This window comes from Promicromonospora citrea (assembly GCF_013004695.1).
Lineage (GTDB): Bacteria > Actinomycetota > Actinomycetes > Actinomycetales > Cellulomonadaceae > Promicromonospora > Promicromonospora citrea.
This window is the reverse complement of the sequence record NZ_JABEMG010000002.1, coordinates 1-25,453: the sequence shown is the minus strand read 5'-3', so window position 1 is coordinate 25,453 and position 25,453 is coordinate 1. Positions and strand designations below refer to the sequence as shown.

Below are 25,453 nucleotides of genomic sequence, written 5' to 3'. Positions count from 1 at the left end.
TCTGCCGGTCAGGTCTGCCGGGCTCAGCCCATCAGCACGGCGGGCAGCTCGGCCAGCGAGTCGATGACCGTGGTGCGCGCCGCCTCCGGCCGCCGGGCGTGCAGGTACCCCCACGGCCCGCGGCGCAGCAGGACCGGGCGCATGCCCGCCTCGGCGGCGGGCAGCACGTCGTTGTCCAGCCGGTCGCCGACGTACGCGATCTCCTGCGGCGCGACCCCCGACAGCTCGGCCACGCGCGCGAAGAACCCGGGGTCGGGCTTCTGCACGCCCCACTCGTCCGAGGTGCGGATCGCGCTCACCGGCAGGTCCATGGCCTCGAGCGCCGCGCGCGCGACGGGCGGCTGGTTGCCCGCGACCACGACGTCGAGCCCGGCCTCGCGCAACGCCGCCAGCGCGGGGCGGACGTCGGGGTAGAGGTCGTCCGCGTCGAACCCGTTCCGCAGGCCGTCCGGGTCGTCCCGCGCCCAGCGCTCGGCCTCCTCGTCGACGTCGAGGCCGGGACGCACCAGCGCGAACGCCTCGAGGTGCGGGAGGTCCAGCGCGGCGCAGCCGCCCAGCACGCCCAGGAACGTCAGCGGCGGGACCCCCAGCCGCTCGGCCCAGCGCAGCCAGATCCTCGACTCGTCGATCAGCGTCTCACCCACGTCGAACACCACCGTACGCACCATGGGGGCGACTCTATGCCGGGGGCGGCGGGGACCTCAGCCGAGGCGGAAGAGGGGGTCGCCCGCGCGGACGACGGTGCCGGGGGCGGCGATCTCGGTGAGCCCGTCGGTCCCCAGGTCCAGCGCGACGACGGGGACCAGCGGGGACCGGCCGCCGTCGGCGACCGCGGCGGGGGACCAGCGCACGAGCTCCTGGCCCGCCTCGACGGTGTCGCCCTCCGCGGCGAGCAGCGCGAACCCCTCGCCCTCGAGCTGCACGGTGTCGATGCCCAGGTGCACGAGCACACCGCGGCCCGATCCCTCGGCCGCCTGAGCGTCGCCCGAGGGTGCGAGCAGCACGAACGCGTGCGGGTGCAGCTTGACGACGACGCCGGCGCACGGTGCGACCGCGCTCGTGCCCGCCGCGGGGTCCGGGTCGACGGCGAGCCCCGGGCCGACCATGCTCTCGGCGAAGACCGGGTCGGGCACGTCGCGCATCGCGACCACCCGTCCCGCGACGGGGGAGGTGACCATCAGCGCCTCGGCCATGCCGCCATCCTGCCAGACCCACGGCCGCGCGGCGGGTGATCCTGGGCGGCGCGGGGTGCGTCCACGCCGCAGGCTCGTCGTGAGGTGCGCTCGCGTGTAACGTTCCGAGCGCACTCGACGACGAGCCTGTGGGGAGCGTACGGATGACGAGCGAGAGGCTCACGGGCGTCCCGGCCAGCCCGGGACGCGCCGCGGGGGTCGTGGTGCGGATGCCCGCACGCGTCCCCGAGCCACGGACCAGCCGCCTGACCGGGGACGCCGAGGCCGCCGTCCGCGCCGTCGAGGAGGCCGCCGCCCAGGTCGAGGCCGACCTCGCTGACCGGGCCGGCCGCGCGTCCGGGACGGCGGCCGACGTGCTCGCCGTGACGGCGGCGATGGCGGCCGACCCCACGCTCGCGGCCGGTGCCGCACGCCGCGTCCGGGAGGACCGCCTCACGCCCGAGCGCGCCGTGTGGGACGCCGCGGGGTCGGTCGCGTCGCAGCTCGAGTCCCTCGGCCCGCCCATGTCGGAGCGCGCCCGCGACGTGCGCGACGTCCGCGACCGCATCGTCGCGGCCCTCACGGGCGCCGCCCCGCCCGGCGTGCCCGACCCGGGTCACCCGTTCGTGCTGGTCGCGAGCGATCTCGCGCCCGCGGACACCGCGATGCTCGACCCCGCCGTCGTCGTCGCCGTCGTCACGGCGCGCGGCGGGCCGACGTCGCACATGGCCATCCTCGCGCGTGCGCTGGGCATCCCCGCCGTCGTCGCGCTGCCCGGCGCCGCCGACCTCGTCGACGGCGAGGAGGTCGTCGTCGACGGCACGGTCGGCAGCGTGCTGCGCTCGCCGTCGGCCGAGGACGTCGAGCATGCGCGGGACCGGGTCGTCGCGGCGACCTTCGACGGGCACGCGGCCACGCGCGACGGCGTCGCGGTCGACCTCGTCGCCAACGTGGCCGACCCCGCGGAGGCCCGGGCGGCCGCTGCGGCCGGCGCGCGCGGTGTCGGGCTCTTCCGCACCGAGTTCTGCTTCCTCGGCCGGGGCGAGGAGCCGGGCATCGACGAGCAGGTGGCCGCCTACCGCGCCGTGCTGTCGCAGTTCCCGGGGCAGCGGGTCGTCGTCCGCACGCTGGACGCGGGCGCCGACAAGCCGCTGCGCTTCCTCACGCCCGACCACGAGGACAACCCGGCCCTCGGCGTGCGCGGGCTGCGCACCGCCGTCGCGCACCCGGACGTGCTCGACCGCCAGCTCGACGCGATCGCGCGCGCCGCAGCCGCCGAGACCGCCGAGGTGTGGGTCATGGCGCCGATGGTCGCCACGGTCGACGAGGCGCGCGACTTCGCGGCCGCGTGCGAGGCGCACGGCCTGCACCAGCCCGGTGTGATGATCGAGACGCCCGCCGCCGCGCTCCAGGCGCGGCACGTGCTGGCCGAGGTGGCGTTCGCGAGCCTCGGCACCAACGACCTCACGCAGTACACGATGGCGGCCGACCGCGACCTCGCCGGGGTGGCCGCCCTGTCGACCCCGTGGCAGCCCGCCGTGCTCGAGCTGGTCCGGGTGGCGTGCGAGGGCGGGGCGGTGCATGGTGCTCCGGTGGGCGTGTGCGGCGAGGCGGCGGCGGACCCGCTCCTCGCGCCCGTCCTGGTGGGGCTCGGCGTCGCGTCGCTGTCCATGACGCCCCGTGCGCTCGCCGAGGTGGCGGATACCCTGGCACGGGTGACCCGCGACGAGTGCACGGAGCTGGCGCGGCTGGTCCTCGACCGCCCCACGGCCGAGGCCGCGCGCGACGCGGTACGGACACGTCTCCTGCCCTGAACCTCATCTGAACCCACCGGTCACATCCCAGTCACGTCTGCGCCCTAAGGTGGCCCGCATGCCCGAACCGATCCCGACCGACCCGGCCGGACCCGCAGCCCCCGAGGTGCGGGTCACCCTGTCGACGGCGTCGGTCTTCCCCCGCCGTGTGCCGCTCGCGTTCGAGTCGGCCGCCGAGCTCGGCTACGACGGCGTCGAGGTCATGGTCTGGTCGGAGGAGGTGACCCAGAACCCGCGCTCGCTCGCGAAGCTGTCGGCCGACACCGGCATGCCCGTGCGCTCCGTGCACGCCCCGACGCTCCTGGTGAGCCAGCGGGTCTGGGGCCGCTCGCCCGACGCGAAGCTGGAGCGCACCGCCGACATGGCGCTCGAGCTCGGCGCGGGCACCGTCGTGGTGCACCCGCCGTTCCGCTGGCAGTACAAGTACGCACGGCAGTTCCAGGACCAGGTGCGCACGCTCAGTGAGTCCACCGGCGTCACCATCGCCGTCGAGAACATGTACCCGTGGCGCGGCGGCAAGCGCGAGTTCCAGGCCTACCTGCCCGGCTGGGACCCCGCGGAGCACGACTACGACGCCGTCACGCTCGACCTGTCCCACGCCAGCGTCGCGCAGCAGGACGCCGTGGCGCTCCTGCACACCTTCGGCGACCGCCTGCGGCACGTGCACCTGGCCGACGGCAACAACGGCGCGCGCGACGAGCACCTCGTCCCAGGACGCGGCAGCATGCACGCGGAGAAGGTGCTGCGCGAGCTCGTGGCGCGGGGCTGGAGCGGCGACGTCTGCGTGGAGATCTCCACGCGCGCCGCGCGCACGGCGGCAGAGCGGCGCGACGACCTGGCCGCGTCGCTCCAGTTCGCGCGGGCCTACCTGGCACCGACGCCCGGCGACTTCCACACGCCGCCCGGCGTGCACCACCGGCCGCACGACGCGTGGTGACCTCCGGTGTGATCCTGCTCTCGAACGGTTTCGATCCGACCCGGTCCCGGGTCTAGACTGGCCCCGTCGGGAGAACGGCAGCGGCGACCCGCCGCACGGACGAAGGAGGTGGCGCGCATGACCCGTAGCGAGCCTCCGAGTAGTCCGAACCGCAGCTGAGCTGACGGTTCCCCTCCCGCCTCCCCGCGGGTTCCCGCGCACCGGTGCGCCTCGCCCTCCTCCGTCGAGAGGGGGCGCGACCTCGCACCGGCCGGTCGGCCGTCCCCGCTGCGGTGTCCGTTCGCAGTCCATCACCTGCGCTCGACCCCAGGAGCTCCCTCATGGCCACCTTCCTGCCCTCGCGTCCCGCACGCCCCGTGCGTCCCCTCCTCGGCGCACTGCGCCCGCGCCGCGCCCCGGGCACGCCGCCCGACGTCGCCCCCCAGGGCCCCGCCGCCGAGCCCGAGCCGCGCTCGTCGGTCGTCGCCGCCGCGATCTACGACGACGGCGTGCTCACCGACCGGTACGACAACCTCGCCGAGACGTTCAGCGCGCTGCGCTCGCGGCCCGGCGGCATGGCCTGGATCGGCCTCGAGCGGCCGCACGAGACCGAGCTCACCTCGCTCGCGCGCGAGTTCGACCTGCACCCCCTCGCCATCGAGGACGCCATCCAGGCGCAGCAGCGCCCCAAGATCGAGCGGTACGGCGACACCCTGTTCGTCGTGCTGCGCGCCGCGCGCTACCTCGACGCGGTCGAGCAGGTCGAGTTCGGCGAGCTGCACGTCTTCGTCGGCCCCGACTTCGTGGTGACGGTGCGGCACGGCGCCTCGCCCGACCTCGCGGCGGTGCGCGCCCGCCTCGAGAACGACCGGGAGATGCTGGCCCGCGGCCCCGAGGCCGTGCTGTACGCCATCCTCGACAGCGTCGTGGACGGGTACGCGCCGGTCGTGGCCGGGCTGGACCACGACATCGACGAGATCGAGGCCGACGTGTGGGGCGGCGCCCCCGACGTCTCGCGCCGCATCTACGAGCTGTCCCGCGAGGTCATCGACTTCCAGCGCGCGGTGCGCCCCGAGCAGAAGGTCTGCGCGTCGCTGGCCAAGGGCGCCGACAAGTACGACGTCGACCCCGAGCTGCAGGCCTACCTGCGCGACGTCGCCGACCACCTCATCGAGGTCGCCGACCGGATCGAGGTCTTCCGCGCCGCGCTGCGGGACATCCTCACGGTGGCCGCGACCCTCGTCGCGCAGCGGCAGAACGAGGAGATGAAGCACCTCTCCGAGGTCAGCATCCGCCAGGGCGAGGAGGTGAAGAAGATCTCCGGCTGGGCCGCGATCCTCTTCGCACCGACGCTGGTGGGCACGGTCTACGGCATGAACTTCGACGTCATGCCGGAGCTCGCGTGGTCCTACGGCTACCCGGCGGCCCTGGTCGCGATGCTGGCCGTCAGCGTGGGTCTGTTCGGCGTGTTCCGGTGGAAGCGCTGGATCTGAGCGGTCAGGCCCGCTCGGCGGCGTCGCGCTCGGGGGCCGGGCCCTCGGGATCGAGGTCCTCGGGGTCCGGCAGGGACACGAGGTACCGGTGCCCCACCAGGGCGACCACGAGCCCCGCGGCCGCGCCGACGAGGAGCGGCGTGCCGTAACCGGCCCGCGCGAGCAGCCCGCCCGCCAGCGACCCGAGCGGCATGGCGCCCCAGAGCGCCGTCCGCCAGGTTCCGTGCACGCGTCCGAGCAGGTGGTTCGGCACCGCGGCCTGGCGCAGCGACATCATCAGCACGTTCCACGTGGTGGTGCAGCCGAACGCCACGAACACGGCGGCGGCGCCCACCCCCACCACGGGGAACGCCCCGGCGAGGAACCAGGCCGCGAGCCCGGTCGCGTTCGCCGTCGCCATGACGGGTCCTGTCCGGAACCGGGCCTTGAGGCGGCCCGTGACCGCGGCCGCGACGAGCGACCCGGCGGCGCCGGCCAGCATGAACGTGCCGTACCAGGCCTCCGGGACGTCGAGCCGCTCGAGCACGAACAGCACGAACGTCGACGTGACGGCGGCGTGGCAGATGCCGATGAGCACGCTGACCACCCACAGCGGCCGCAGCATCGCGTCGGCCCAGATGAACCGGAACCCCGCGGCGAGGTCGGCGCGCCATCCCGCCGCCCGCCCGTCCGCCGACGCCCCGGTGGGCGCCCCGGTGGACGCCGTACCGCGGGCCGTGCGACCGGACGCGACCGCGGGCAGCGCGAGCGCCAGCCCGCCCGCCACGGCGTACGCGGCGGCGTTGAGCCCCAGCGCCCACAGGGCGGACGCCGCGAGCAGCCACGACGTCAGCGGCTGCGACAGGAACTGCTGGACCACGATCTCCGCGGCCTCGATGCGCGAGTTCGCGCGCGGCAGGTCGGCCCGGCCGACGATGGACGGGACGACAGCGCGGACGGCGCCGTCGTACACGGTCTCGAGCGCTCCGTAGAGCAGCACGACGGCCAGCAGCCACCAGATCGTCAGCGCGCCCGTGAGGTGCAGCGCGAGGAGGCCGCCCGCCACGAGGGCGCGCAGGCCGCCGGCCAGGCCGAGCGCGAGCCGCCGGTCGACCCGGTCCACGAGCACGCCCGCCGGGATGGCGAACAGCAGCCACGGCAGCAGCGCCGCGACCGCGACGAGTGACACGAGCAGCGGGTCGTCGGTGAGCTGGACGGCGAGCAGCGGCGCGGCCACGCGCGCGATGCCGTCGCCCAGGCTCGAGCTGAGGTTGGCGGCGACGACCCGGGAGAACGCGCCCCCGAGCGGCGCGGGCCTGCGCACGGAGGGGGAGGACACGCGCCCGAGGCTATCGTCCGGCGCGGCGATGCCGGTCCGCCGTCCCGGCGTCGCCGCCCGCTGCGGTCAGGCCGGGACCGGGTCGGGCAGGCGCGCGCCCACCGCGCGGAGCACGAACGCCTCGGCCGCGCGGATGGTGCGCTCGCGCGCCACGGGCTCGTCGGGGATGAGGCGGCCGGACAGGCACGCGTTCACGAGGTGCACCGTCGGGTCGATGTCCTGCGGCGGGAACGTGCCCGCCTCGATGCCTGCCGCCAGGATGCGACGCAGGATCGCCTCGACGATGTCCGCGTGCTCGCGCAGCCGCTGCTGCGTGGCGCGCGACAGGACGGTGCGGAGGTCGGGCCCGGGGGCGAGGTGGAAGACACGGGTGAGCTGGGCCTGCTGCCGGATGTACGTGCGCAGCTGTTCCACCGGGTCGCTCACACCGTCCAGGGCACGCTCGAGCGTGTGGGCGTACTGCTCGGTCTCGTGGGTGATGAACCCGAGCAGCAGCGCTTCCTTGTCGTGGAAGTGGTTGTAGACGGCGGTCCGGCCCACGTCCGCGGCGGCGGCGATGTCGGCCAGCGTGATGGTGTCGAACCCGCGCTCGGCCATGAGGGTGGACAGCGCGGTGAACAGCTTGTGCCTCGTCATCTGGCGGTGCTCGTGCAGGCTCTTGCCGATGATCTTGGGCATGCTGACATCATAGGCATCGCTCGTCAGGTAACTGGAAACGCAGTCGGCCGGAGGTGAGACCTGGTCGCACCGTCCCGGCGCAGGAAATATCCGTTGTCATCCATTTTCCGACAGCAACAAAAAGCTTTCCCCCGCCGTGCCTCGGATCATGTGCACCCTCTGTCACCTGCGTGTTTCCTCTTTGTAACACGCCCGCATCATGGGTGAACAAAGGGGCCAGTAAAGTCTCCGCATGACATTCCTGGCGGGCGTGATTCCTGCGGAGCATGCGTCGGGTCACATTCTGATCCTGCCCAGCACCCACGGCCCCGTGGCCGTCAGCCAGCTCGCCGCCGCCTGGTTCGCGGACGTCGAGTGGCTCAGGGAACCCTCGCGCGCCGCCGGGCCGCGCCGGGTGGCGGGTGCCCGGTTCCGGGGGATGGCTCAACCCGAGGCGCTCGTGCCGGGGGTCCTGCGCCTGGGCGCCGGCCACGTCGCGACCGGTCCGTTCGAGGTCGGCGAGGCGCACCTCGCCGAGCTGGGGATGGCCGCGGCCACGGCGGAGGCCTACTCCGTCGCCCGTTCGGACGGCCTGCGCGACGTGCGGGGCGCCGCGCCGACGGCCTACGGCGACCGGGACGGCATCGCCCGCGCCTTCCCCCACGCCCTGCCGCAGGGGGACGAGCTGCGCGTGGTCCAGTGGATGGTGGCGGCCGCGCGCAAAACCGCCGGTGGCGCGCTCGCCGACGGCAGGCAGCCGCTCGTCCCCGATCCGGCCGGATCGGTGGACCTCGGCCTGTACTCGGCGCACGCGCTCCGGCCCGCCGACGTGCTGCCCATGCTGCGCTCGCTCATCGCGACCGCCGACGTCACGGCCGACCAGCCCACACCCGACGGCTCGCCGCGCTACACGCTCGTCGGCAGCACCGCCTACGACGGCTCGCTCGTCGTCGACGTCGAGCGGGTGGACCGGGTGCCGCGCGCGCTCGGCTCGCTCGACTGGCGCAGCTACGGGCCGTTCGCCTACCGCCTGAGCTGGATGCCCGCCGACCCGTACGAGCTCGAGCTGGAGCAGCCCTCCGGCCTGCACGTCATCGCCCGCTCGCGCATGCGCGCGTCGCTCGCGCGCCTCGCGCTCGGCCTCCACGGCCGGATCGGGGGCGTCCTCGTCGACGACGGCGGCTTCATCACCGCGCCCGAGGAGCTCGAGGCCCGCAACGACCCGACGGCGGGCGGCACCCAGGGCGTCCGGGCCTGGGTCTGACCGGCCGGAGCTCCCCGTCCCCACCCTGCGAAGTTATCCACAGGTTTGGTCCACAACCCTGTGTGTGACACGGGGAATCAGCGCCTCTGCCTGTGGACAGAACTGTGGGCGACGAGAGGGTGAAAATTACAACGGTGGAGCAGTTGCCGCGGCCCCGACACGCGGATAGAAACGTGGGCAATGGCTCGAGCCCGACGCCGATGCGGTGCGCTGCAGCAGTACCGACCGGCCCGGTCCTCGGGCACATGTGGTCGACCGGAGAACGACAGGACGCCCCGTGCTGCGGCGCGGGCTGTGGATGACGCCACAGGTGTCTGTACGGGGCCGGAAGACCACCCGCGTCCGACGTGACCGCCCAGACGCAGACCCGGCGCCCCGGGTCCGAGAGGCACGTCGGAGTCGTGACGTCGACACGACGTCCGGGTCCCGCTGCGGCCGGCCCCGGGAGCGCGGTGGAGCCAGGGCCCCCGGCCTGCCCCGGGGGCCCTGGCCCGTGCCCGGGGTCCTCTGTCCACCGGCGCACCGGCGTCCTAGGCTCGGTGCATGAGCAACCTCGAGACCCGCCCGGCCGCCCAGGTCTGCGCGGCCGGCGCGCAGGGCGAGGGCATCGAGCTCCTGGACCCCCGGGACGTGCCCCTCGGCGGTCCGCGCGCGATGACCGTCCGGCGCACCATCCCGCAGCGCGCGCGGTCGCTCGTCGGCGCCTGGTGCTTCAGCGACCACTACGGCCCCGACGACGTCACCACCGGCGAGGGCATGCAGGTGCCGCCCCACCCGCACACCGGCCTGCAGACGGTGAGCTGGCTCTTCGAGGGCGAGATCCTGCACCGCGACTCCGTGGGGTCGCTCCAGACCGTCCGCCCGGGCGAGCTCAACCTCATGACCGCCGGCGTCGGCATCTCGCACTCCGAGGAGTCGCCCACCGGCGTGCGCCCGCCCCGCCTGCACGGCGTGCAGCTGTGGACGGCGCTGCCCGGCTCGGCCCTCGACGTCGACCCGCACTTCGAGCACCACGCGGACCTGCCCGTCGCCCGGCACGACGGCGCCGTCGTGCAGGTGTTCGTCGGCCGGCTGGTCGTGGGAGGTGAGCTCCTGGAGTCGCCCGCGACGACCTACACGCCGCTGGTCGGCGCGCAGCTCGACCTCGAGCCCGGCGCCGAGGTGCGGCTCGACGTCGACCCCGGGCACGAGCACGCCCTGCTCGTGGACGCCGGTGACGTCACGTTCGAGGGCCACGGCGTACCGCCGTCGTCGCTCGGGTACCTGGCGCCGGGGCGCAGGACGCTCACCGTGCGGGCCGGTGCGACGTCGCCCGTGCGCGCCGTGCTGGTCGGCGGGCTCCCGTTCCCCGAGGACGTCGTCATGTGGTGGAACTTCATGGGCCGCACGCACGAGGACGTCGCCCGGGCCCGGGCCGACTGGATGGCGCAGGTCGCCGACCTCGCCGACGGGGCGACCGGGTACGCCGGCGGCGCGGCCGGCCGGCGGTTCGGCGAGGTGGTCGGTTACGCGGGCGGCCCACTGCGCGCCCCGGCGCTGCCCGAGCTTCGGCTCAAGCCACGGGCGCGGCCCGGCTCGACGTCGTGACCGGTACTCAGTCGATGTCGTAGCGGAGCATGAACTCGCCCGCGTCGAGCACCACGTGGCTCAGCTCGACCGGCGTGCCGTCCGCCGCGAAGGCCGTGCGGGTCACCGCGAGCACCGGTGTGCCGGGCTCGATGCGCAGCTCCTCGATCTCCTCGATCGAGGGCATGCGGGCCACGACGTCCTCGCGGAACCGCACGGGCGCGTGACCGGCGTCGGCCAGCCGGGCGTGCGTACCGCCCTGCCCGACGTCGCGCTCGGCGATCGGGGTCCCCGCGGCGATCGAGGCGGGCAGGTACGACGTGGCGAACAGGACGGGCTTGCGCTCGCGCAGGTGCAGGCGCTCGCGGACGGTGACCTTGTCGCCCTCGGCCAGGCCGAGGGCCGTACGCACCTTCTCGGGGGCGTCGGCCTCCGCCGTCACGGCGAGGGTCCGGACGGTGAGTCCCGCGCCGGTCTCGTCGATCTCCGCGGTGACGGTCGAGTCGTCCGCCGGCGCGCCCGTGGTGTCCCGGATGATCGGCTCGAAGGCGCGGACGAAGACACCCGAGCCGTGTCGCGTCACGGTGAGGCCCTCGTCCTTGAGCATGGACAGGCCGTGGCGGGCGGTCATGCGTGCCACGCCGTAGGTCGCCATGAGCGCCGCCTCGCTCGGCAGGCGGTCGCCCGGCGTATAGGTCCCGGAGCGGATCGCGGCTCGAAGGTCCTTGGCGATGCTGGCGGCAGTCACTCGTCCCTCTCTAGACACGGAACCCACCTAACCCGCAGCCAGTGCATATACGCAACTTTTCCGCGTAGCGGTTGCGGCCCGCGCCGCGCTGCTCGCACCCTGTCTAGGTGCCTAGAGAGATGACGCCAACGGCTGGCGTCCCGGGGTGCGGGAAGGTGGGCGAGATGGACGCGATGACGGCCGGTCTGTCCGGCGCGGTGGCCGGCGCCGGCGCACTGCTGGCGGAGGTCGGCGAGGCCCGGGTCAAGTGGGTGGAGGTGTTCCGCGACCGCCTGGTCGTGCATCCGGAGCGGATGAGCGAGGGCGCGGACATCGCGGCGGACCTCGGCGTCATGGCCTGCACGGACTACCCGGCCACGCGGCCCGGCTTCACGGTGTGGAGCGGCCGGTGGCGCGGCCTCGACCTGTTCGTCTACGCCGAGCTCCGTGGGGCGTCGCGGGCGGTCCGGGCGTGGCCGGCGTGACGGCCGCCGACCAGGTGCCCGGCGCGCACCTCGCCGAGCTGGTGGGCGTCACGGCGCTCATCGCCCACGTCTTCGACATCCGCACCCTCGACGTGCGGGCCGGCGTCGACCACCTGGACCTCGAGGACGACATGGTGCGCGTGCTGACGGTCGACGTCGTCGCCGCGCACCTGGCGGACGCCGTCAAGCTCTCCCGGCTGCTCCACCTCGCCGAACGCCTCGGCCACCACGACGACGACCGGTCGGCGTGGCGCTGCTGGAGCGGCTGGGTCGCGGCCGCGGACCGCGGCCTCCCCGTCTCGCTGCACGTGACGGCGCGGGGGGCGGGCTGACATTCGCGCGGATCCATGCGCCGGGCAGGCCCGCGCGAACGACGAGGCCCCAGGAGAGGAAACGTCCTCTGACCTGGGGCCTCGTCGTATGGAGCGGGTGACGGGAATCGAACCCGCGCTGTCAGCTTGGGAAGCTGAAGTTCTACCATTGAACTACACCCGCATCGTCCGGTTCTGTCCGGGTATCTGCTGCGTGAGGATCCCGCTAGGGTTCCCCCCGCAGCGCCCGTCGAACCTGGCGCGCGACCTGATCATACCCAACCTCGCCCGGAAGCCCGAACCGGCTCCCGCGCGAGTGTCGCCGAGCAGCCGGAGCAGCAGTGAGCGAGCATCCCAGCGAGAAGCCGACCGAGCCGATCTACCAGGAGACCAAGCCGCTCCCGCCGCGGCAGCAGAAGCCGCTGTCGGAGCGCGAGACCCGGGCCCTGCAGACGCCGGGTCCGCCGGTGTCGCCGGCGAACTACCAGCAGCAGTTCGACTACGACCGGCCCACGCCGCCCGTCGAGCACGTGCCCGGCCGGAAGTCCCGCATCACGGCGGGCCTGCTCGGCATCCTCCTCGGCGTGGTGGGCGCGCACCGGTTCTACCTCGGGTACAAGGGCCTCGGCTGGGTGATGCTGCTGATCACCGCCGTCTCTCTGGGCAACGCCTGGTTCGTCCCGGCCATCTGGGGCGCCATCGAGGGCATCCTCTACCTCGTGATGCGCAAGGGCTACTGGTCGGTCGACGCGAAGCACCGCCCGCTGCAGTGGTGAGCCCGCGCGGCGCCGTCCGCGGAACGGGGCGGCGCCGCCGGTCCACGGCCAGTACCGTAGCCGCGTGCTCCTCTCCGACCGCGACATCCGGGCAGAGCTCGAGGCGGGCCGCGTCGTCCTCGACCCGTACGAGGCGTCGATGCTGCAGCCGTCGAGCATCGACGTCCGCCTCGACAAGTTCTTCCGGCTGTTCGACAACCACAAGTACCCGTTCATCGACCCGGCCGCGGAGCAGCCAGAGCTGACGCGCCTCGTCGAGGCGGACAACGGCGACGCCTTCGTGCTCCACCCGGGCGAGTTCGTGCTCGGCAGCACGTACGAGACGGTGACCCTGCCCGACGACGTCGCCGCGCGCCTGGAGGGCAAGTCCTCCCTCGGCCGGCTGGGCCTGCTCACGCACTCGACCGCCGGCTTCATCGACCCGGGCTTCAGCGGTCACGTGACCCTGGAGCTGAGCAACGTCGCGACCCTGCCGATCAAGCTGTGGCCGGGGATGAAGATCGGACAGCTCTGCTTCTTCCGGCTCTCGTCCGCGTCCGAGCACCCCTACGGCTCCGACCTGTACGGATCCCGGTACCAGGGCCAGCGCGGCCCGACGGCGTCCCGCTCGTGGCGCAACTTCCACCGCACACCGGTGTGACCCCGGCCGGGCGGTAGGCTCCGGGTGCCCGGGCGGACCGGGCGACCCGGACGTCAGAAGGGACCCCGATGCCCGCACCCCAGCTCCCGCTCCTGCCCCGCACGGTCGCGCAGGCGCACCAGGCACGCCACGTCCTCACGGTGCCCGGCGACGTGGAGCTGGACGAGATCGAGGTCCTCGCGCTCTCCCGGTTCAGTGCCACCCGCTGGGACGTCGTCCCGGCGGGCATCCTGCCCGGCAACGTCGCGGGTGCTCCGCAGGGCCGCCGGGCGCAGGGCAATGAGGTCGGCGTGCTGCGCGTGTCGCGGCATGCGGTCATCAACGGCCCCTACCAGCCCGTGGGCGACGGGTTCGACCTCGGCATGCCGCCGGGCGCCGCGATGGCCTTCGACGTCGTGTGCCACCGCGAGCGGGGCGAGCCGCCGTTCCCCGGGGGAGGCGACCGCGACGGCATCGGTCGGGCCTTTGCCCAGGGCATGCCCGAACGTGAGGAGCGGCGCCTCATCGAGTGGCTGGTCGCGGTCGCCCGCCGGCTGGGCGGTTCGCTCCGGCTCGACGTGGGCGGCTTCTGGGACGCCCCGGGCGTGCCGACGGCGCCGCGCGGCGCGGGCATCGTCCTCACCCCGGACGCGGGTGCGGCGATCGACATGACCGTGTACTCCGACGTCTGGTTGGACCCGCAGGCCGCCTACGCGATCCTGCACAAGGTGCACCCCCGCACCCGCCTCCACATGGAGGGCAAGGAGTGGGGCGGCCCGCCGCAGGGCATCGCCGACAAGCCGCTGTACCCGGGCGACCCGCTGGACCCCGAGCTGCGCAAGCGGATCCACGCGGCGGCCGACGACTACGACATCAAGGCGCTCACCGGTCCGCGCGTGCTCGACGGCTACGGCCTGGTCGTGGAGCTCGACGTCGACGGCATCGTCTCGATCGAGATCAGCGGCGAGGAGAAGCTGCCGCGGCTCCTGCGCGGCCTGCCCTGGGCCGAGCAGGGCGCCGTCCGCTACTGGGTGCACTGGGCGCCGCACGACCTGGCGGAGTCCCAGCAGGAGTTCCCCGCGATGGAGCTGCGCGTCGCGCGCAAGCGCGCCGCCGAGCTCGTCGTCAGATTGGCCGCGGCGATCCACGACGCCGCGGGGGGCGAGGTCGCCGACGAGGACGGCTTCCTCGTCGACCCGGCCGACCTCTGACGGCGCGCCGGGAGACCGGCCCGCCGCCGCGCCGAGCCGTCCCGGCGCCCGCGCTCAGAGGTACTGGCCCGGCGTCCGCCGGTCGCCGCCCTCCTCGTCCTGGCCGCCGGGCATGCCGGGGCCACCCGGGCCGCCCGGCCCGAACGCCGCGGTGCCGGGCGGCAGCGCACGCCGCATCTGCGAGAGCTGCGCCTGCGCGGCCATCTGCTGCGCGACCAGCGCTGTCTGGATGCCGTGGAAGAGGCCCTCGAGCCAGCCCACGAGCTGGGCCTGGGCCACGCGCAGCTCGGCGTCGGACGGCGCCGACTCGTCCGAGAACGGCAGCGTGATGCGGTGCAGCTCCTCGACGAGGTCGGGGGAGAGGCCGTCCTCGAGCTCGTGGATCGAGCGCTCGTGGATCTCGGCGAGGCGGGTGCGGGCCGCCTCGTCGAGCGGGGCGTCGCGCACCTCGTCGAGCAGCCGCTTGATCATGCCGCCGATGCGCATCACCTTGGCCGGCTCCTCGACCTGGCCCACCACGGCCTCGGCCTCGTCGACCTGCTCGTCCTCGCCCTCGCGGGGCTCGCGGGCGGGCGGGACCGCCGCGCCGTCGGGGGTCACGACCTGCGGGTGGATGCCGGGCTCGCCGGCCTCGGGCCGCTCGTCGGACTTCGGGTTCGCTCGCTCGTCGGTCATGTGCCCAGTCTTGCCCCATCCGGGCGGCGTCCGCACGGCTTTCCGGGCGGCGGAACGAAATTACCGGCCATGCCTATATATAGGCACGACCGATCACGCGGTTGGTCACGGGACCAGGAGCACTTTGCCGAACACCTCGCCCGACTCGAGCAGGTCGTGCGCCCGCTGCGCCTCGGCGAACGGGACCCGCGCGTGCACGACGGGCCGCACGCGCCCGTCCGCGACCATCGGCCAGACGAAGCGCCCGGTGTCCTCGACGATGCGCGCCTTCTCGTCGGCGGGCCGGGAACGGAGCAGCGTGCCGGTCACGGTCGCGCGCCGCGCGAGCAGCGCACCGAGGTCGAGCTCGCCGCGCCGCCCCTTCTGCATGCCGATGACGACGAGGCGCCCGCCGCGGGCCAGCGACCGCACGTTGTCGTCCAGCGCGCCGGCGCCGAGCAGGTCGAGCACGACGTCGACGCCGCGCCCGTCGGTGGCACGCAGCACCTCGTCGGCGAAGTCCTGCGTGCGGTGGTCGACGACGACCTCGGCCCCGAGCTCGGCGCACCGGGCCGTGCGCTGCGGGCCGCCCGCCGTCGTGACGACGCGGGCGCCGAGCGCGACGGCCACCTGGATGGCGAGGGTGCCGATGCCGCCGGAGCCGCCGTGCACGAGCACCCACTCGCCCGCGCGCAGCCCGGCGACGTCCACGAGGTTGCTCCAGACGGTGCAGGCCGCCTCCGGAAGCGCCGCGGCGTCGACGAGGTCGACGCCGTCCGGGACGGGCAGCACCTGGGTCTCGCGGACCGCCACCTGCTCGGCGTAGCCCCCGCCCTCGAGCAGCGCTACCACCCTGTCGCCCGGCTTCCAGCGCGACACGCCGGGACCGACACGCTTGACCGTGCCCGATATCTCGAGCCCCGGCCAGTCCGGGGCGCCGGGCGGAGGGGGGTAGGATCCGGCCCGTTGGAGCAGGTCAGCGCGATTGACGCCCGAAGAGGCCACGTCGATGAAAACGTCTGATTGGCCGGTATTCGGGTGGTTCAGGGTTGAAAGGGAGAGTTTCCCTGAGGGGCCCGGTCCGGATATCGTGACGGCTCGCACATCGATGAAGCCTACTTCCGTGTGGCCTCACGAGGGTCGTCAGCGGGAACCGGGTGCCGGTAACTTGTACGCAGCACCGAGGGATGAGCGCGGGCACCACGCACGCAACACCCTTCCGGATCAGTGATGGAGAGAGGTACGCATGTTCCGCAGGTTGGGAGTGCGCGGGAAAGTTCTTGCGACTCTGGTCACGCCTGCCGTCGTCCTGGTCATCGCAGCGGCGTACATCATCGGCTTGTCCGTGACCGACGCGATGCGCGCTCAGCAGACCGCCGATCTCGTCGCCGCGCTCGAGTACCAGGACGCAGCAGGCACGGCATTCGCGCAGGAGCGGGCGTACAACATCGTCGCGCTGATCGACGACTCCACGTCGGGCGACGACGCCCGGCGGGCCCTGCTGCAGGGGGTCCCGGAGCTCGACGAGAACGGCCAGCCGGTGACCGACGAGGACGGCGCCGTCAAGTGGGCCGCGCAAGCGGCCCAGGTCCAGACCATCTCGGCCCTCGACGCCCGTGACGAGGAACTGCTCAGCATCGACATCTCGATGCTGGACCAGCGCGTCAAGGACGCGGTCACCCAGACGATCGAGGACCGCGCGGCCATCACGGACGTGCAGAAGAAGGTCGCGGAGGCGCGCCTCACCGAGCAGGTCGCCACCAACGCCTACGGCACCTACATCGACGGCGCGCTCGAGGTGATGGACGCCATCGCGGACACCTCGGAGGACCGCGACCTGGGTACCCGCCTCGAGGCGTACTACGCGATCGACCAGCTCATGCTGACGAACACGTACGAGCGCCCGGTCGTCTCGCTCGCCCTCGGCATCTTCAACGGCTACCCGGAGGAGATCCGGGAGGCCGCCTCGCGCTCGCTGGCCCTGCGCGGTGCCGACCTGGTGAACCTCGGTGACCGGCAGTGGGACAGCACGCAGGACCTGTTCGACCGCATCCCCGGTGACTACCAGGTGCCCGGCATGGACGGCGTCTACGGCGCGGTGCGCGGTCAGATCGCGCGCGGCAACCTCGCCGCCATCCAGCCGGCCCAGCGCGAGGCCTTCCAGACCGAGTCCGCCAAGTGGGTCGAGGAGAGCCGCATCGTCCGCGACGCGGTCCGCGAGGACACCGCGGCCTTCGCGCAGGAGCGCGCCGACGTCGCGGCCAACCGCGCGTACCTGACCGGTGGCATCGCCATCGCGGCCCTCGGCTTCTCGGTCATCATGGCCCTCGTCATCGCCCGCCGTCTGGTCTCGCCGCTGCGCCGCCTGACCCAGGCCGCCGGTGTCGTCCGTGACCGCCTGCCCACGCTGGTCGAGCAGGTGTCGGTGCCGGGTCAGGGCCCGAGCATCGACCTCGACCCGATCAGCATCGAGTCGTCGGACGAGATCGGTCAGCTGGCCGCCGCGTTCAACGACGTGAACCGCACGACGATCGACGTCGCCCGCGAGCAGGCGGCCCTCCGTGGCTCCATCGCCGAGATGTTCGTCAACGTGGCCCGCCGCGACCAGGTGCTCCTCAACCGCCAGCTCGCGTTCCTCGACGACCTCGAGCGCTCCGAGGAAGACCCGTCGACGCTGTCGAACCTGTTCCGCCTGGACCACCTCGCGACCCGTATGCGTCGCAACGCGGAGTCCCTCCTGGTCCTCGCGGGTATCGACTCCGGTCGTCGTGTGCGCCAGCCGATGCCGGTCTCCGACGTGATCCGTACCGCGTCCTCCGAGATCGAGCTGTACGACCGCGTGCGCCTGAACCTGGTCGTCGACCCGATGATGCTGGGCCACAACGCGCTGAACGCGGCGCACCTGCTGGCCGAGCTCCTCGAGAACGCGACGATGTTCTCCGAGCCGCACACGCCGGTGGAGGTCACCACGGCGCGCGACGAGCAGTTCGTCACCGTCGTGGTCCGCGACCACGGCCTCGGCATGAACCCCGAGGAGATCGCGGAGGCGAACCGCAAGGTGCACAGCCGCTCGGCGTCGGACGCCGTCGGTGCCCAGCGCCTCGGCCTCTACGTGGTCGGGCGCCTGTCCGACCGTCTTGGCGCCCAGGTCACGTTCGGCCAGGGTGAGGGCGGCACCGGTACCGAGGTGACGGTCCGCTTCCCCGCGGTGCTGTTCATGCCGGACAACGCCATGCCGCTGCCGATGCCGACCGACCCGCTGGAGGCCAACACCCAGCAGGCCGCCTCGCAGTTCAACGGTGGCATCACGGCGGGCCCGGGCACGGGTGCCATGCGCTCCGCGGCGCAGGGCGGCCCTCCCGCCACGGCGGCCGTGCCGCAGCAGAACGGCCTCCCGGTCCCGACCGGCACCTCCCAGATCGCCGCGGCCGCGTTCGCGGCCCAGCCCGCCCCGGTCGCGCAGCCCGTGGACATCGAGTCCCTGACGGACGGCACGACGGCGCTCGGCCTCGCCCGGCGCCGCAGCTCGACGGCGGCCCAGCCGGCCGCCGAGACGACGCCGACCGGCTCCATCGTGCTGCCGGAGCTCCCGACGGCGTCCCTGCCGCAGGAGTACCAGAACGACGACAGCGCCTCGTGGGCGCCGCCGTCGAACGTCTCCGAGGGCAGCTCGCTCCCGAGCCGCCAGCGCACCCCGCAGCCTGCCGAGCCGCCCGCGCCCGTCTTCGAGGACACGACGCCGTCCGCCGTGGACGTCGACCAGCGCAGCGCGCTCTTCTCGAGCTTCCGCTCGCTGAGCACGATCGACCCGTCCGAGAACGGCGGCACCCAGTCGCTGCAGCTCGACCCGGTGACGCAGGACCCGGCCACGCTGCCGGGGATGTCGGACACCGACGTCATGCGCTTCCCGGCCGCCGGTGCCCCGCAGGCGCCGAACCCCGCCCCTGCCCAGAGCTTCGGCCGGCAGGACCAGCGCGACCCCGACGTCCAGGGCTTCGGGGCCGAGGAGGCGCCGGAGGGCGTCGACTCGTCGTTCGAGGCGCTGCCCGCGTTCGAGGAGCTCATGGCGGACCTGCCGAGCCGCCGCTCGTCGACCCAGCAGGCCAAGACCGGCCAGAAGCGCGGCCTGTTCGGCCGTCGCCCCGGCCAGCCCGCGACGGGTGAGCTGCGCGCCTACCAGCCGCAGCAGGACCGCCGGCCGATCCAGACGGTGAGCAGCCCGGTGAGCCACCCGGCGACCGGTGCGGTTACGGCCGTGCCGAGCTTCGGCGGCCCCGCGCCGTCGGTGGAGACGCAGAGCCTCCAGGCCGCCGCCCAGGCGCCGCAGGACGTCTACGTGCCGAACCAGCCGCAGGACTTCGAGTCGCTGAGCCGGCCGCAGGCGGTCCGCACCCCGCAGGCGAACGGCCCGGCGACCGGGGCCTTCCAGGCACCGGTGGCCCCTGCGCCCGCCGCGGCTCCGCAGGCGGACCCGACCTACCAGCGGGGCTTCCAGGAGGGCTACCAACGTGCCGTCCAGGAGTCCCTGAACTCCGGGCACAACGGCCCGGCGGGCGGGACCGTCCCTGTGCCGGTGCAGACCGCGACCCAGGCGAACCCGTTCGTCGAGGCCGCACCGCGTGCGGCCGCCCCGGCCGCCCCGCAGCAGGCACCGAGCGCCTACGCCGCGGCCCCCGCGACGGAGGCCCTGCCGATGGCGCCGGCCCGGCCGGAGCCGGCTCGCGAGTTCAGCGAGCCGTACCCGACGGGTGCCGTGTACGACCCGACCTACGCGTCGCCCGCGCCGCTCGCCAAGCGCGCCGCCGGCACGGACGACGACGGCAAGGACCCGCTGGACCCGGAGTACGTGCGGGACTCGGTGGAGGCCCGTTCGGAGTGGACCGCCTCGGCGGTCCTCTACGAGGAGATGACGAGCCTGCTTCGGCGGGGGGCATTCCAGGAAGACGATGTGAAGGAGAACGACTCGTACCGCCCGGCGTCGGTCAGCACCGAGGGAGGCACCGGCGGTCTGACCCGCCGCACGCGCGGTGCTTCCGGCACGGGGGCGGACCCCGCTGTCGAGCGGCTCTCCGCTCGCATCGATCGTGATCCCGAGCAGCTTCGCTCGCGCCTGTCGGCCTTCCAGTCAGCCACCGCGCGTGGCCGCTCGGAGTCTGTCGGCGAGGGCAAGCCGGAGCACGAGAACGGCAAGAACGGCGATGGGGACTCGACGTGGGCACCCTCGACCGTGAATCATGTCCCTGACTCAGCGCCGCAGTCGCGGTGACCAAAACGCGTCTGTGGATTCTGACTAGGAGGAACAGAGAGTGACCCTCAGCACCGAAGCAACGAATTTCGGGTGGCTGCTCGACAACTTCGTGCGTACCGTTCCCGGCAGCCGGCACACGCTCGTCGTCTCGGCGGACGGCCTGCTCATGGCGATGTCCGACCAGCTCGACCGCACCAGCGGTGACCAGCTCGCGGCGATCGTCTCGGGTATGTCAAGTCTTACGCGTGGAGCTTCTCGGCAGCTCAACGGCGGTAATGTCCGTCAGGCGATCATCGAGATGGACAACGGGTTCCTTTTCCTGATGAACGTCTCGAACGGGTCCGTTCTCGGCGTGGTCGCGGAGGCCACCTGCGACATCGGCCTGATCGGCTACGAGATGGCTCTCCTGGTGTCCCGCACGGAGGCCACGCTCACGCCGCAGCTGATCTCGGAGATGCGGGGCAGCCTCCCGGTCGACGGGCAGACCCGAGCAGCCAGCGTGGGATGAGGACTCGACCATGACGTACGCACCTTTCGGTTCCCAGGGGCAGAGCGATGTCCGCGAGACATCGACAGTGCGCCCCTACGCGGTCACCGGAGGCCGGGTGCGGTCGGAGCTGTCCGACCTGCCGCTCGAGGCCCTCGTGGAGGTTCTTCCCGGCGCGGTCAGCAGCTTCGGCCTCCCGCCCGAGAAGCGCGCGATCCTCCAGCACGCCGCGCACACGTACGTGTCGATCGCCGAGCTCTCGGCCCTCCTGCGGCTGCCCCTGGGTGTCGTCCGGATCCTTGTGGCGGACATGCAGGAGGAAGGGCACGTCACCGTGCACACCTCGACACCGGTTAACGTCCACACAGGCCACGGCAGCTCGAACTCGGGCCTGTCGCTGAGCGTCTTGGAGAGTGTTCTGAATGGCATTTCCGCCCTCTGACGGCGGGGCCCGCAGCGGCCCCAACTGGGCCCCGGTCTCGGGTAACGCCGGCACCGCGACGGCCTCCGCGAACGCGCCGGCGCGCCAGAGCGTGCTCGGCGGCGGTGGCGGCGCCCCGTCGCCGACCGCCCAGGCGTCGCGCCCCGCGCAGACGCAGCCCGCGCCGCCGGTGATGCAGCAGGCACCGAGTGGCAACGCCGGTACGCAGTCCGCCCCGGGTGCGCAGCCCGCCGGCGAGCGCACCGCTCCGACGGTCGTCAAGATCGTGGTCGCCGGCGGCTTCGCGGTCGGCAAGACGACGTTCATCGGCTCCATCTCGGACGTCGAGCCGCTGAACACCGAGGCCGCCATGACCGAGCACTCGGTCGGCGTGGACGACGCGGGCGGCGTGACCGACCGCAAGACGACCACCACGGTCGCGATGGACTTCGGACGTGTCGAGCTGCCCGGCAACCTGTGGCTGTACCTGTTCGGTACCCCGGGCCAGGACCGCTTCCTCTTCATGTGGGACGACCTGGTGCGCGGTGCGATCGGCGCGGTCGTCCTGGTCGACACCGACCGCCTGGAGCAGTGCTTCCCGGCCATCGACTACTTCGAGTCGCGCAACATCCCGTTCGTCGTGGGTGTGAACTGCTTCGACGGCGTGGCCAAGCACCGGCTCGAGGACGTCCGCGAGGCGCTGCAGATCCCCGCTCACGTGCCGATGCTCTACACCGACGCCCGTTCGCGCGCGGCGACGAAGCAGACCCTCATCGCGCTGGTCCAGCTCGCGATGCGTCAGCTCCGTTCCGGCGCTCAGGCGCAGGGCTGAGCCACTCTCTCTCCAGCACTTCGCGGACGGCGGGCCACCTCGGGGCGGCCCGCCGTCGCTGTTCACGCTGGCGCTAGACTGTATGGCCGCGCCGCGGCGCCGTCGTGAGGCGGTCCCTGGCGCGAGGAGGGCTGACAGAGCGGCCTAATGTGACGGTCTTGAAAACCGTTGTGCGGCAACGCACCGGGGGTTCGAATCCCTCGCCCTCCGCACCGCGAGGCAGAGCGCCGGCCCGGGACGTCCCGGGCCGGCGCTCTGTCGTCCCGGGTCGTCCTCGCCCGGCAGGTGGCTCTAGCTGATCCCCACGATGGGCAGCCGCAGCGCCGCGGGTGCCGCCTCCGGCACGACGGGCGCGGCAGGCCGCACGGGCTCGACCACGGTGTAGGGGCTGCCGAGCGCGGGCCGCGCGTCCGGCTCGCCCGCGTTGGGCCACAGCGCGCACGCGCGCTCCGCCTGCGCCGTGATGGTGAGGGAGGGGTTGACCCCGAGGTTCGCCGTCACCGCGGACCCGTCCATCACGTGCAGCCCTTCGTACCCGAACACCCGCAGGTACGGGTCGACGACGCCGCCGGCCGGGTCCGCGCCGATCGCGCAGCCACCGAGGATGTGGGCCGTGAGCGGGATGTTGAACGGGTCGCCGATCGTCCCGCCCGCGATGCCCTCCACCCCGTCGTCCCCGAGCTTGTCCGCCATGCGGCGCACGGCGTCGTGGCCCTCGGGGATCCAGCTCGGGTTGGGCGCCCCGGTGCCCTGCCGCGACGTCATGTACCGACCGAGGATCGAGCGGCGGGTGAGGGTGACCAGCGAGTTGTCCTGTGCCTGCATCACCAGGGCGATCACGGTGCGCTCCGACCACCGCCGCCAGTCGAGCAGCACGGGCAGCCACTTCAGGTTCTTCCCCATCTCGACGAACCAGCGCAGGAACCGGTACGGCCCGCCGTCGACCAGGATGTGCTGGAGCGCGGCCATGACGTTGGAGCCATGGCCGTAGCGCACCGGCTCGATGTGCGTGCTCTCGTTCGGGTAGAAGGACGACGTGATCGCGACACCGCGGGAGTAGTCGGTGGAGCCCACCTTGGCCGTCATAGCGCCCAGCAGCGCCTCCGAGTTGGTGCGGGTGAGGTGGCCGAGCCGGTCGGAGAGCCGGGGCAGGGTGCCGGCGTCCTTCATGGCGTGCAGCAGGCGCTGCGTGCCGAGCGTGCCCGCGGCGAGCACGACCTGCCGAGCCGTGAACGTGCGTCGCCCGCCCCAGCGCCTGCCGGTCCGGTGGGTGCTCACCTCGTACCCGCCCCCGGGCAGCGGTCGCACGACGTCGGCCGTGGTCAGCGGGTGCACCGTCGCGCCGGCCCGCTCGGCGAGGTAGAGGTAGTTCTTGACGAGCGTGTTCTTGGCGCCGTGCCGGCAGCCGGTCATGCACTCCCCGCACTCCGTGCAGCCGGAGCGCTCGGGCCCCGCACCGCCGAAGTACGGGTCGGCGGCACGGCACCCCGGCGACGGCGCCTCCGGCCCACCGGGCCCGAAGTACACGCCGACACGCGTGGGACGAAACGTGTGGCCGACCCCCATGTCGTCGGCGACCTCGCGGATGATCGTGTCGGCGGGGGACCGACCGTGGTACTCCACGACGCCGAGCATGCGCTCCGCCTGGTCGTAGTACGGGGCGAGCTCGGTCTTCCAGTCGGTGATGTGCGCCCAGGCCGGGTCGGCGTAGAACGGGTCGAGCGGCCGGTACAGCGTGTTCGCGTAGACGAGCGACCCGCCGCCGACGCCCGCACCCGTGAGGCACAGGACGTTGCGCAGCAGGCGCACGCGCTGGATGCCGTAGCAGCCGAGCGCCGGCGCCCAGAGGAACTGCCGCAGGTGCCAGGAGCTCTTCGCGAACTCGTGGTCCTCGAACCTGCGGCCGGCCTCGAGGACACCGACCCGATAGCCCTTCTCGGTGAGGCGGAGGGCGGCCACGCTGCCGCCGAACCCGGAGCCGATGACCAAGACGTCGTAGTCCATGGCCGCGAATGTACCCGCTATTGAAGCGAGGTGAAATAGGGGCCCGCCGACCTGCCCGCTGACCTGGATGGGCACGCCACCGCCGCCCCGCTTTGCTCAGGTCGTGGTGCTCCGGGTACCCTGGGCGACGCGGCACCACCCTGCCTCTGGCCAGGGCCGCCGCGAGGAGACGTCGCATAGTCAGGTCTAGTGCGCCACCCTGCTAAGGTGGTAACGGGGCAACCCGTTCGAGGGTTCAAATCCCTCCGTCTCCGCCAGGAAGGTCCCGGCCGCGCGTGACGCCCGGGGCCTTTTCTGTCGGGACCTCCGCCCGCTGTGACGGAGTTCTCTCGGGGAAGCGCGGTTTGAGTTTGGGCCCGCGCCGAACTCGCGGTAGTGTTCTCGTCGGTCGGCCGCACGAGCGGCAGGGCCGAGCAGTTGCAGTACAGCAGGCGCCCGTAGCTCAACGGATAGAGCATCTGACTACGGATCAGAAGGTTGGGGGTTCGAATCCCTCCGGGCGCACAGACAGCAGGAACGAGGGCCTCGGCCGGCGGAGACGCCGGCCGAGGCCCTTTGTCGTTGGCGCGGGCACCGTAGCCCGATCCTTCGACACCGACCGGCCCGGCCCTCCCCGGAACCCAGCTCGAGCCGCAGTCCCCGGACGCCGTTCTGACGGCCCCATCCGACCTTGCCCCCGGATGCCGGCTCCTGCCGAAGAACACCGACCCAAGCAAGCCCCGCCCACCCCCATCCCGCCGAGGTAGTCACCTGGCGAGGTAGTCACCTGGCGAAGTAGTCAGCCGGCGAGCGAGCGGGAACGACCTGTGGCCTCGGTGTCGGCAACGGTGTCGCACCGCTGAGCCGGCGGACGACGTGGCGCCCGGCGCCAGGAGCTCCGCGAGACCCAGTTGGCGAAATCTGAATCAAAGATTACGTACTCATGGCTGGGCGGACCGGTTCTTGGCGGATCCGCTGCCTGGAACCCGCCCAGCCGGCCCTGTGAGGGCCGATAGGCGGGCCTGCGGACCTCCCCGACCTGGAGTCTTCTTGGAGAAACAGCGCCTGAACAGCGCTTCTGTGTCCGCCGTCACGCGCCCCGGCTTTGACGCACCCCGCAGGCTGACGTAATGTTCTGGATGTCAGCCCGACGGGCCGACGGACACGAGGGGCCGGAAACGGACCGAGTGGCCGCGCCGGGGCTGGATCCCATCTCTGATGCAGGACGGTTTCGATCGTCGTGCGGGAATCGGATGCGGGTCTTTCACGCAGCAATTGCCCCCGGGCAGTGAGTTTGCGAGGCGGATTCGAATCTGGTAAGTTGAAGAGGTTGCCCCGGGCGGGGTCAGCATCCACAAGATGATGATCTCGACGGTGTGCGTCGGTTGTTTGAGAACTCAACAGTGTGCTTGATAGTCAATGCCAAACATTTGTTTTGGATCGGATCATGACCCGTGTGGGTTGTGGTTTGGCCAGTATCATTGTTCGCACACACGGTG

The 25,453-nt window shown here is 72.9% G+C and carries 22 protein-coding genes and 4 tRNA genes; 17 read left to right on the top strand and 9 right to left on the bottom strand.

Translation table 11 applies throughout. The features are described 5' to 3' along the window. Window positions 1–23: 23 nt before the first annotated feature. Window positions 24–668 (bottom strand): HAD family hydrolase, encoded by a 645-nt coding sequence (locus HLB15_RS00715; RefSeq protein ID WP_171102687.1) that lies wholly within the window; start codon window positions 666–668, stop codon window positions 24–26. Window positions 669–701: 33 nt separating this feature from the next. Beyond that, on the bottom strand, window positions 702–1,193 hold the full coding sequence (locus HLB15_RS00710) for a PTS sugar transporter subunit IIA (protein ID WP_171102685.1): 492 nt from the start codon (window positions 1,191–1,193) through the stop codon (window positions 702–704). A gap of 143 nt (window positions 1,194–1,336) precedes the next feature. On the opposite strand from HLB15_RS00710, the gene ptsP reads away from it, so the two are divergent. The 3 genes from ptsP to HLB15_RS00695 all read left to right on the top strand — a co-directional run bounded on the left by ptsP (window position 1,337) and on the right by HLB15_RS00695 (window position 5,395). Continuing rightward, window positions 1,337–2,986, top strand: coding sequence for a phosphoenolpyruvate--protein phosphotransferase (gene ptsP / locus HLB15_RS00705; RefSeq protein ID WP_171102683.1), 1,650 nt, complete (start codon window positions 1,337–1,339; stop codon window positions 2,984–2,986). Window positions 2,987–3,044: 58 nt separating this feature from the next. Then, window positions 3,045–3,923, top strand: a complete 879-nt coding sequence (locus HLB15_RS00700) for a sugar phosphate isomerase/epimerase family protein (RefSeq protein WP_171102681.1) — start codon at window positions 3,045–3,047, stop codon at window positions 3,921–3,923. A 320-nt stretch (window positions 3,924–4,243) separates the two neighbouring features. Next, window positions 4,244–5,395 (top strand): magnesium and cobalt transport protein CorA, encoded by a 1,152-nt coding sequence (locus HLB15_RS00695; RefSeq protein ID WP_171102680.1) that lies wholly within the window; start codon window positions 4,244–4,246, stop codon window positions 5,393–5,395. 4 nt (window positions 5,396–5,399) lie between these two features. Here HLB15_RS00695 and HLB15_RS00690 read toward each other — a convergent pair whose 3' ends face one another. Both HLB15_RS00690 and HLB15_RS00685 read right to left on the bottom strand, forming a co-directional pair. After that, a complete protein-coding gene (locus HLB15_RS00690) occupies window positions 5,400–6,713 on the bottom strand; it encodes an MFS transporter (protein ID WP_171102678.1) in 1,314 nt (437 codons plus the stop codon). A 66-nt stretch (window positions 6,714–6,779) separates the two neighbouring features. Beyond that, window positions 6,780–7,391 carry a TetR/AcrR family transcriptional regulator gene (locus tag HLB15_RS00685; protein WP_171102676.1) on the bottom strand — a complete coding sequence of 204 codons (612 nt, stop codon included), beginning with the start codon at window positions 7,389–7,391 and terminating at the stop codon, window positions 6,780–6,782. Window positions 7,392–7,623: 232 nt separating this feature from the next. Between HLB15_RS00685 and HLB15_RS00680 the strand changes: the two genes are divergently transcribed. Continuing rightward, window positions 7,624–8,634 (top strand): hypothetical protein, encoded by a 1,011-nt coding sequence (locus HLB15_RS00680; protein ID WP_229785619.1) that lies wholly within the window; start codon window positions 7,624–7,626, stop codon window positions 8,632–8,634. 543 nt (window positions 8,635–9,177) lie between these two features. Then, window positions 9,178–10,221: a pirin family protein gene (locus HLB15_RS00675; protein WP_171102674.1), complete on the top strand. Its 1,044-nt coding sequence runs from the start codon at window positions 9,178–9,180 to the stop codon at window positions 10,219–10,221. 7 nt (window positions 10,222–10,228) lie between these two features. Here HLB15_RS00675 and HLB15_RS00670 read toward each other — a convergent pair whose 3' ends face one another. Further along, window positions 10,229–10,948: a GntR family transcriptional regulator gene (locus HLB15_RS00670; protein ID WP_229785620.1), complete on the bottom strand. Its 720-nt coding sequence runs from the start codon at window positions 10,946–10,948 to the stop codon at window positions 10,229–10,231. A gap of 164 nt (window positions 10,949–11,112) precedes the next feature. Between HLB15_RS00670 and HLB15_RS00665 the strand changes: the two genes are divergently transcribed. Both HLB15_RS00665 and HLB15_RS00660 read left to right on the top strand, forming a co-directional pair. Beyond that, window positions 11,113–11,412, top strand: coding sequence for a hypothetical protein (locus HLB15_RS00665; protein ID WP_171102672.1), 300 nt, complete (start codon window positions 11,113–11,115; stop codon window positions 11,410–11,412). Next, complete coding sequence (locus HLB15_RS00660) at window positions 11,400–11,744, top strand: hypothetical protein (protein WP_171102669.1); 345 nt, start codon at window positions 11,400–11,402, stop codon at window positions 11,742–11,744. The genes HLB15_RS00665 and HLB15_RS00660 overlap by 13 nt, the downstream gene beginning before the upstream one ends. A gap of 89 nt (window positions 11,745–11,833) precedes the next feature. Here the strand turns inward: HLB15_RS00660 and HLB15_RS00655 are convergent. Then, a tRNA-Gly gene (locus HLB15_RS00655) sits at window positions 11,834–11,907 on the bottom strand. 157 nt (window positions 11,908–12,064) lie between these two features. Between HLB15_RS00655 and HLB15_RS24425 the strand changes: the two genes are divergently transcribed. The 3 genes from HLB15_RS24425 (at window position 12,065) to HLB15_RS00640 (ending at window position 14,329) form a co-directional block, all read left to right on the top strand. After that, window positions 12,065–12,499 carry a TM2 domain-containing protein gene (locus HLB15_RS24425; RefSeq protein ID WP_229785763.1) on the top strand — a complete coding sequence of 145 codons (435 nt, stop codon included), beginning with the start codon at window positions 12,065–12,067 and terminating at the stop codon, window positions 12,497–12,499. A 64-nt stretch (window positions 12,500–12,563) separates the two neighbouring features. Continuing rightward, a complete protein-coding gene (gene dcd / locus HLB15_RS00645) occupies window positions 12,564–13,139 on the top strand; it encodes a dCTP deaminase (RefSeq protein WP_171102667.1) in 576 nt (191 codons plus the stop codon). A gap of 68 nt (window positions 13,140–13,207) precedes the next feature. Then, a complete protein-coding gene (locus HLB15_RS00640; protein WP_171102665.1) occupies window positions 13,208–14,329 on the top strand; it encodes a hypothetical protein in 1,122 nt (373 codons plus the stop codon). A 54-nt stretch (window positions 14,330–14,383) separates the two neighbouring features. Here HLB15_RS00640 and HLB15_RS00635 read toward each other — a convergent pair whose 3' ends face one another. Together HLB15_RS00635 and HLB15_RS00630 are read right to left on the bottom strand one after the other, a co-directional pair. Continuing rightward, window positions 14,384–15,004 (bottom strand): bacterial proteasome activator family protein, encoded by a 621-nt coding sequence (locus tag HLB15_RS00635; protein ID WP_171102662.1) that lies wholly within the window; start codon window positions 15,002–15,004, stop codon window positions 14,384–14,386. Window positions 15,005–15,109: 105 nt separating this feature from the next. Next, the gene (locus tag HLB15_RS00630) at window positions 15,110–16,087 is read right to left on the bottom strand and encodes an NAD(P)H-quinone oxidoreductase (protein ID WP_171102660.1); all 978 of its coding nucleotides are present in this window, start codon (window positions 16,085–16,087) and stop codon (window positions 15,110–15,112) included. A gap of 142 nt (window positions 16,088–16,229) precedes the next feature. Here HLB15_RS00630 and HLB15_RS00625 point away from each other — a divergent pair, with 142 nt between their 5' ends. The 5 genes from HLB15_RS00625 to HLB15_RS00605 all read left to right on the top strand — a co-directional run bounded on the left by HLB15_RS00625 (window position 16,230) and on the right by HLB15_RS00605 (window position 22,181). Continuing rightward, the gene (locus HLB15_RS00625) at window positions 16,230–20,249 is read left to right on the top strand and encodes a HAMP domain-containing sensor histidine kinase (RefSeq protein ID WP_171102658.1); all 4,020 of its coding nucleotides are present in this window, start codon (window positions 16,230–16,232) and stop codon (window positions 20,247–20,249) included. A gap of 40 nt (window positions 20,250–20,289) precedes the next feature. Next, window positions 20,290–20,739, top strand: a complete 450-nt coding sequence (locus tag HLB15_RS00620) for a roadblock/LC7 domain-containing protein (protein ID WP_020017525.1) — start codon at window positions 20,290–20,292, stop codon at window positions 20,737–20,739. Window positions 20,740–20,749: 10 nt separating this feature from the next. Continuing rightward, a complete protein-coding gene (locus HLB15_RS00615; RefSeq protein ID WP_171102656.1) occupies window positions 20,750–21,160 on the top strand; it encodes a DUF742 domain-containing protein in 411 nt (136 codons plus the stop codon). A 91-nt stretch (window positions 21,161–21,251) separates the two neighbouring features. After that, window positions 21,252–21,971, top strand: coding sequence for a GTP-binding protein (locus HLB15_RS00610; RefSeq protein WP_229785764.1), 720 nt, complete (start codon window positions 21,252–21,254; stop codon window positions 21,969–21,971). Window positions 21,972–22,096: 125 nt separating this feature from the next. After that, window positions 22,097–22,181, top strand: a tRNA-Ser gene (locus HLB15_RS00605). Window positions 22,182–22,262: 81 nt separating this feature from the next. Here the strand turns inward: HLB15_RS00605 and HLB15_RS00600 are convergent. After that, a complete protein-coding gene (locus HLB15_RS00600; RefSeq protein WP_171102653.1) occupies window positions 22,263–23,975 on the bottom strand; it encodes a GMC oxidoreductase in 1,713 nt (570 codons plus the stop codon). Between the two features lie 165 nt (window positions 23,976–24,140). Here HLB15_RS00600 and HLB15_RS00595 point away from each other — a divergent pair. Then, window positions 24,141–24,232 (top strand) — tRNA-Ser (locus tag HLB15_RS00595). 174 nt (window positions 24,233–24,406) lie between these two features. Continuing rightward, window positions 24,407–24,479 (top strand) — tRNA-Arg (locus HLB15_RS00590). Window positions 24,480–25,453 lie beyond the last annotated feature (974 nt).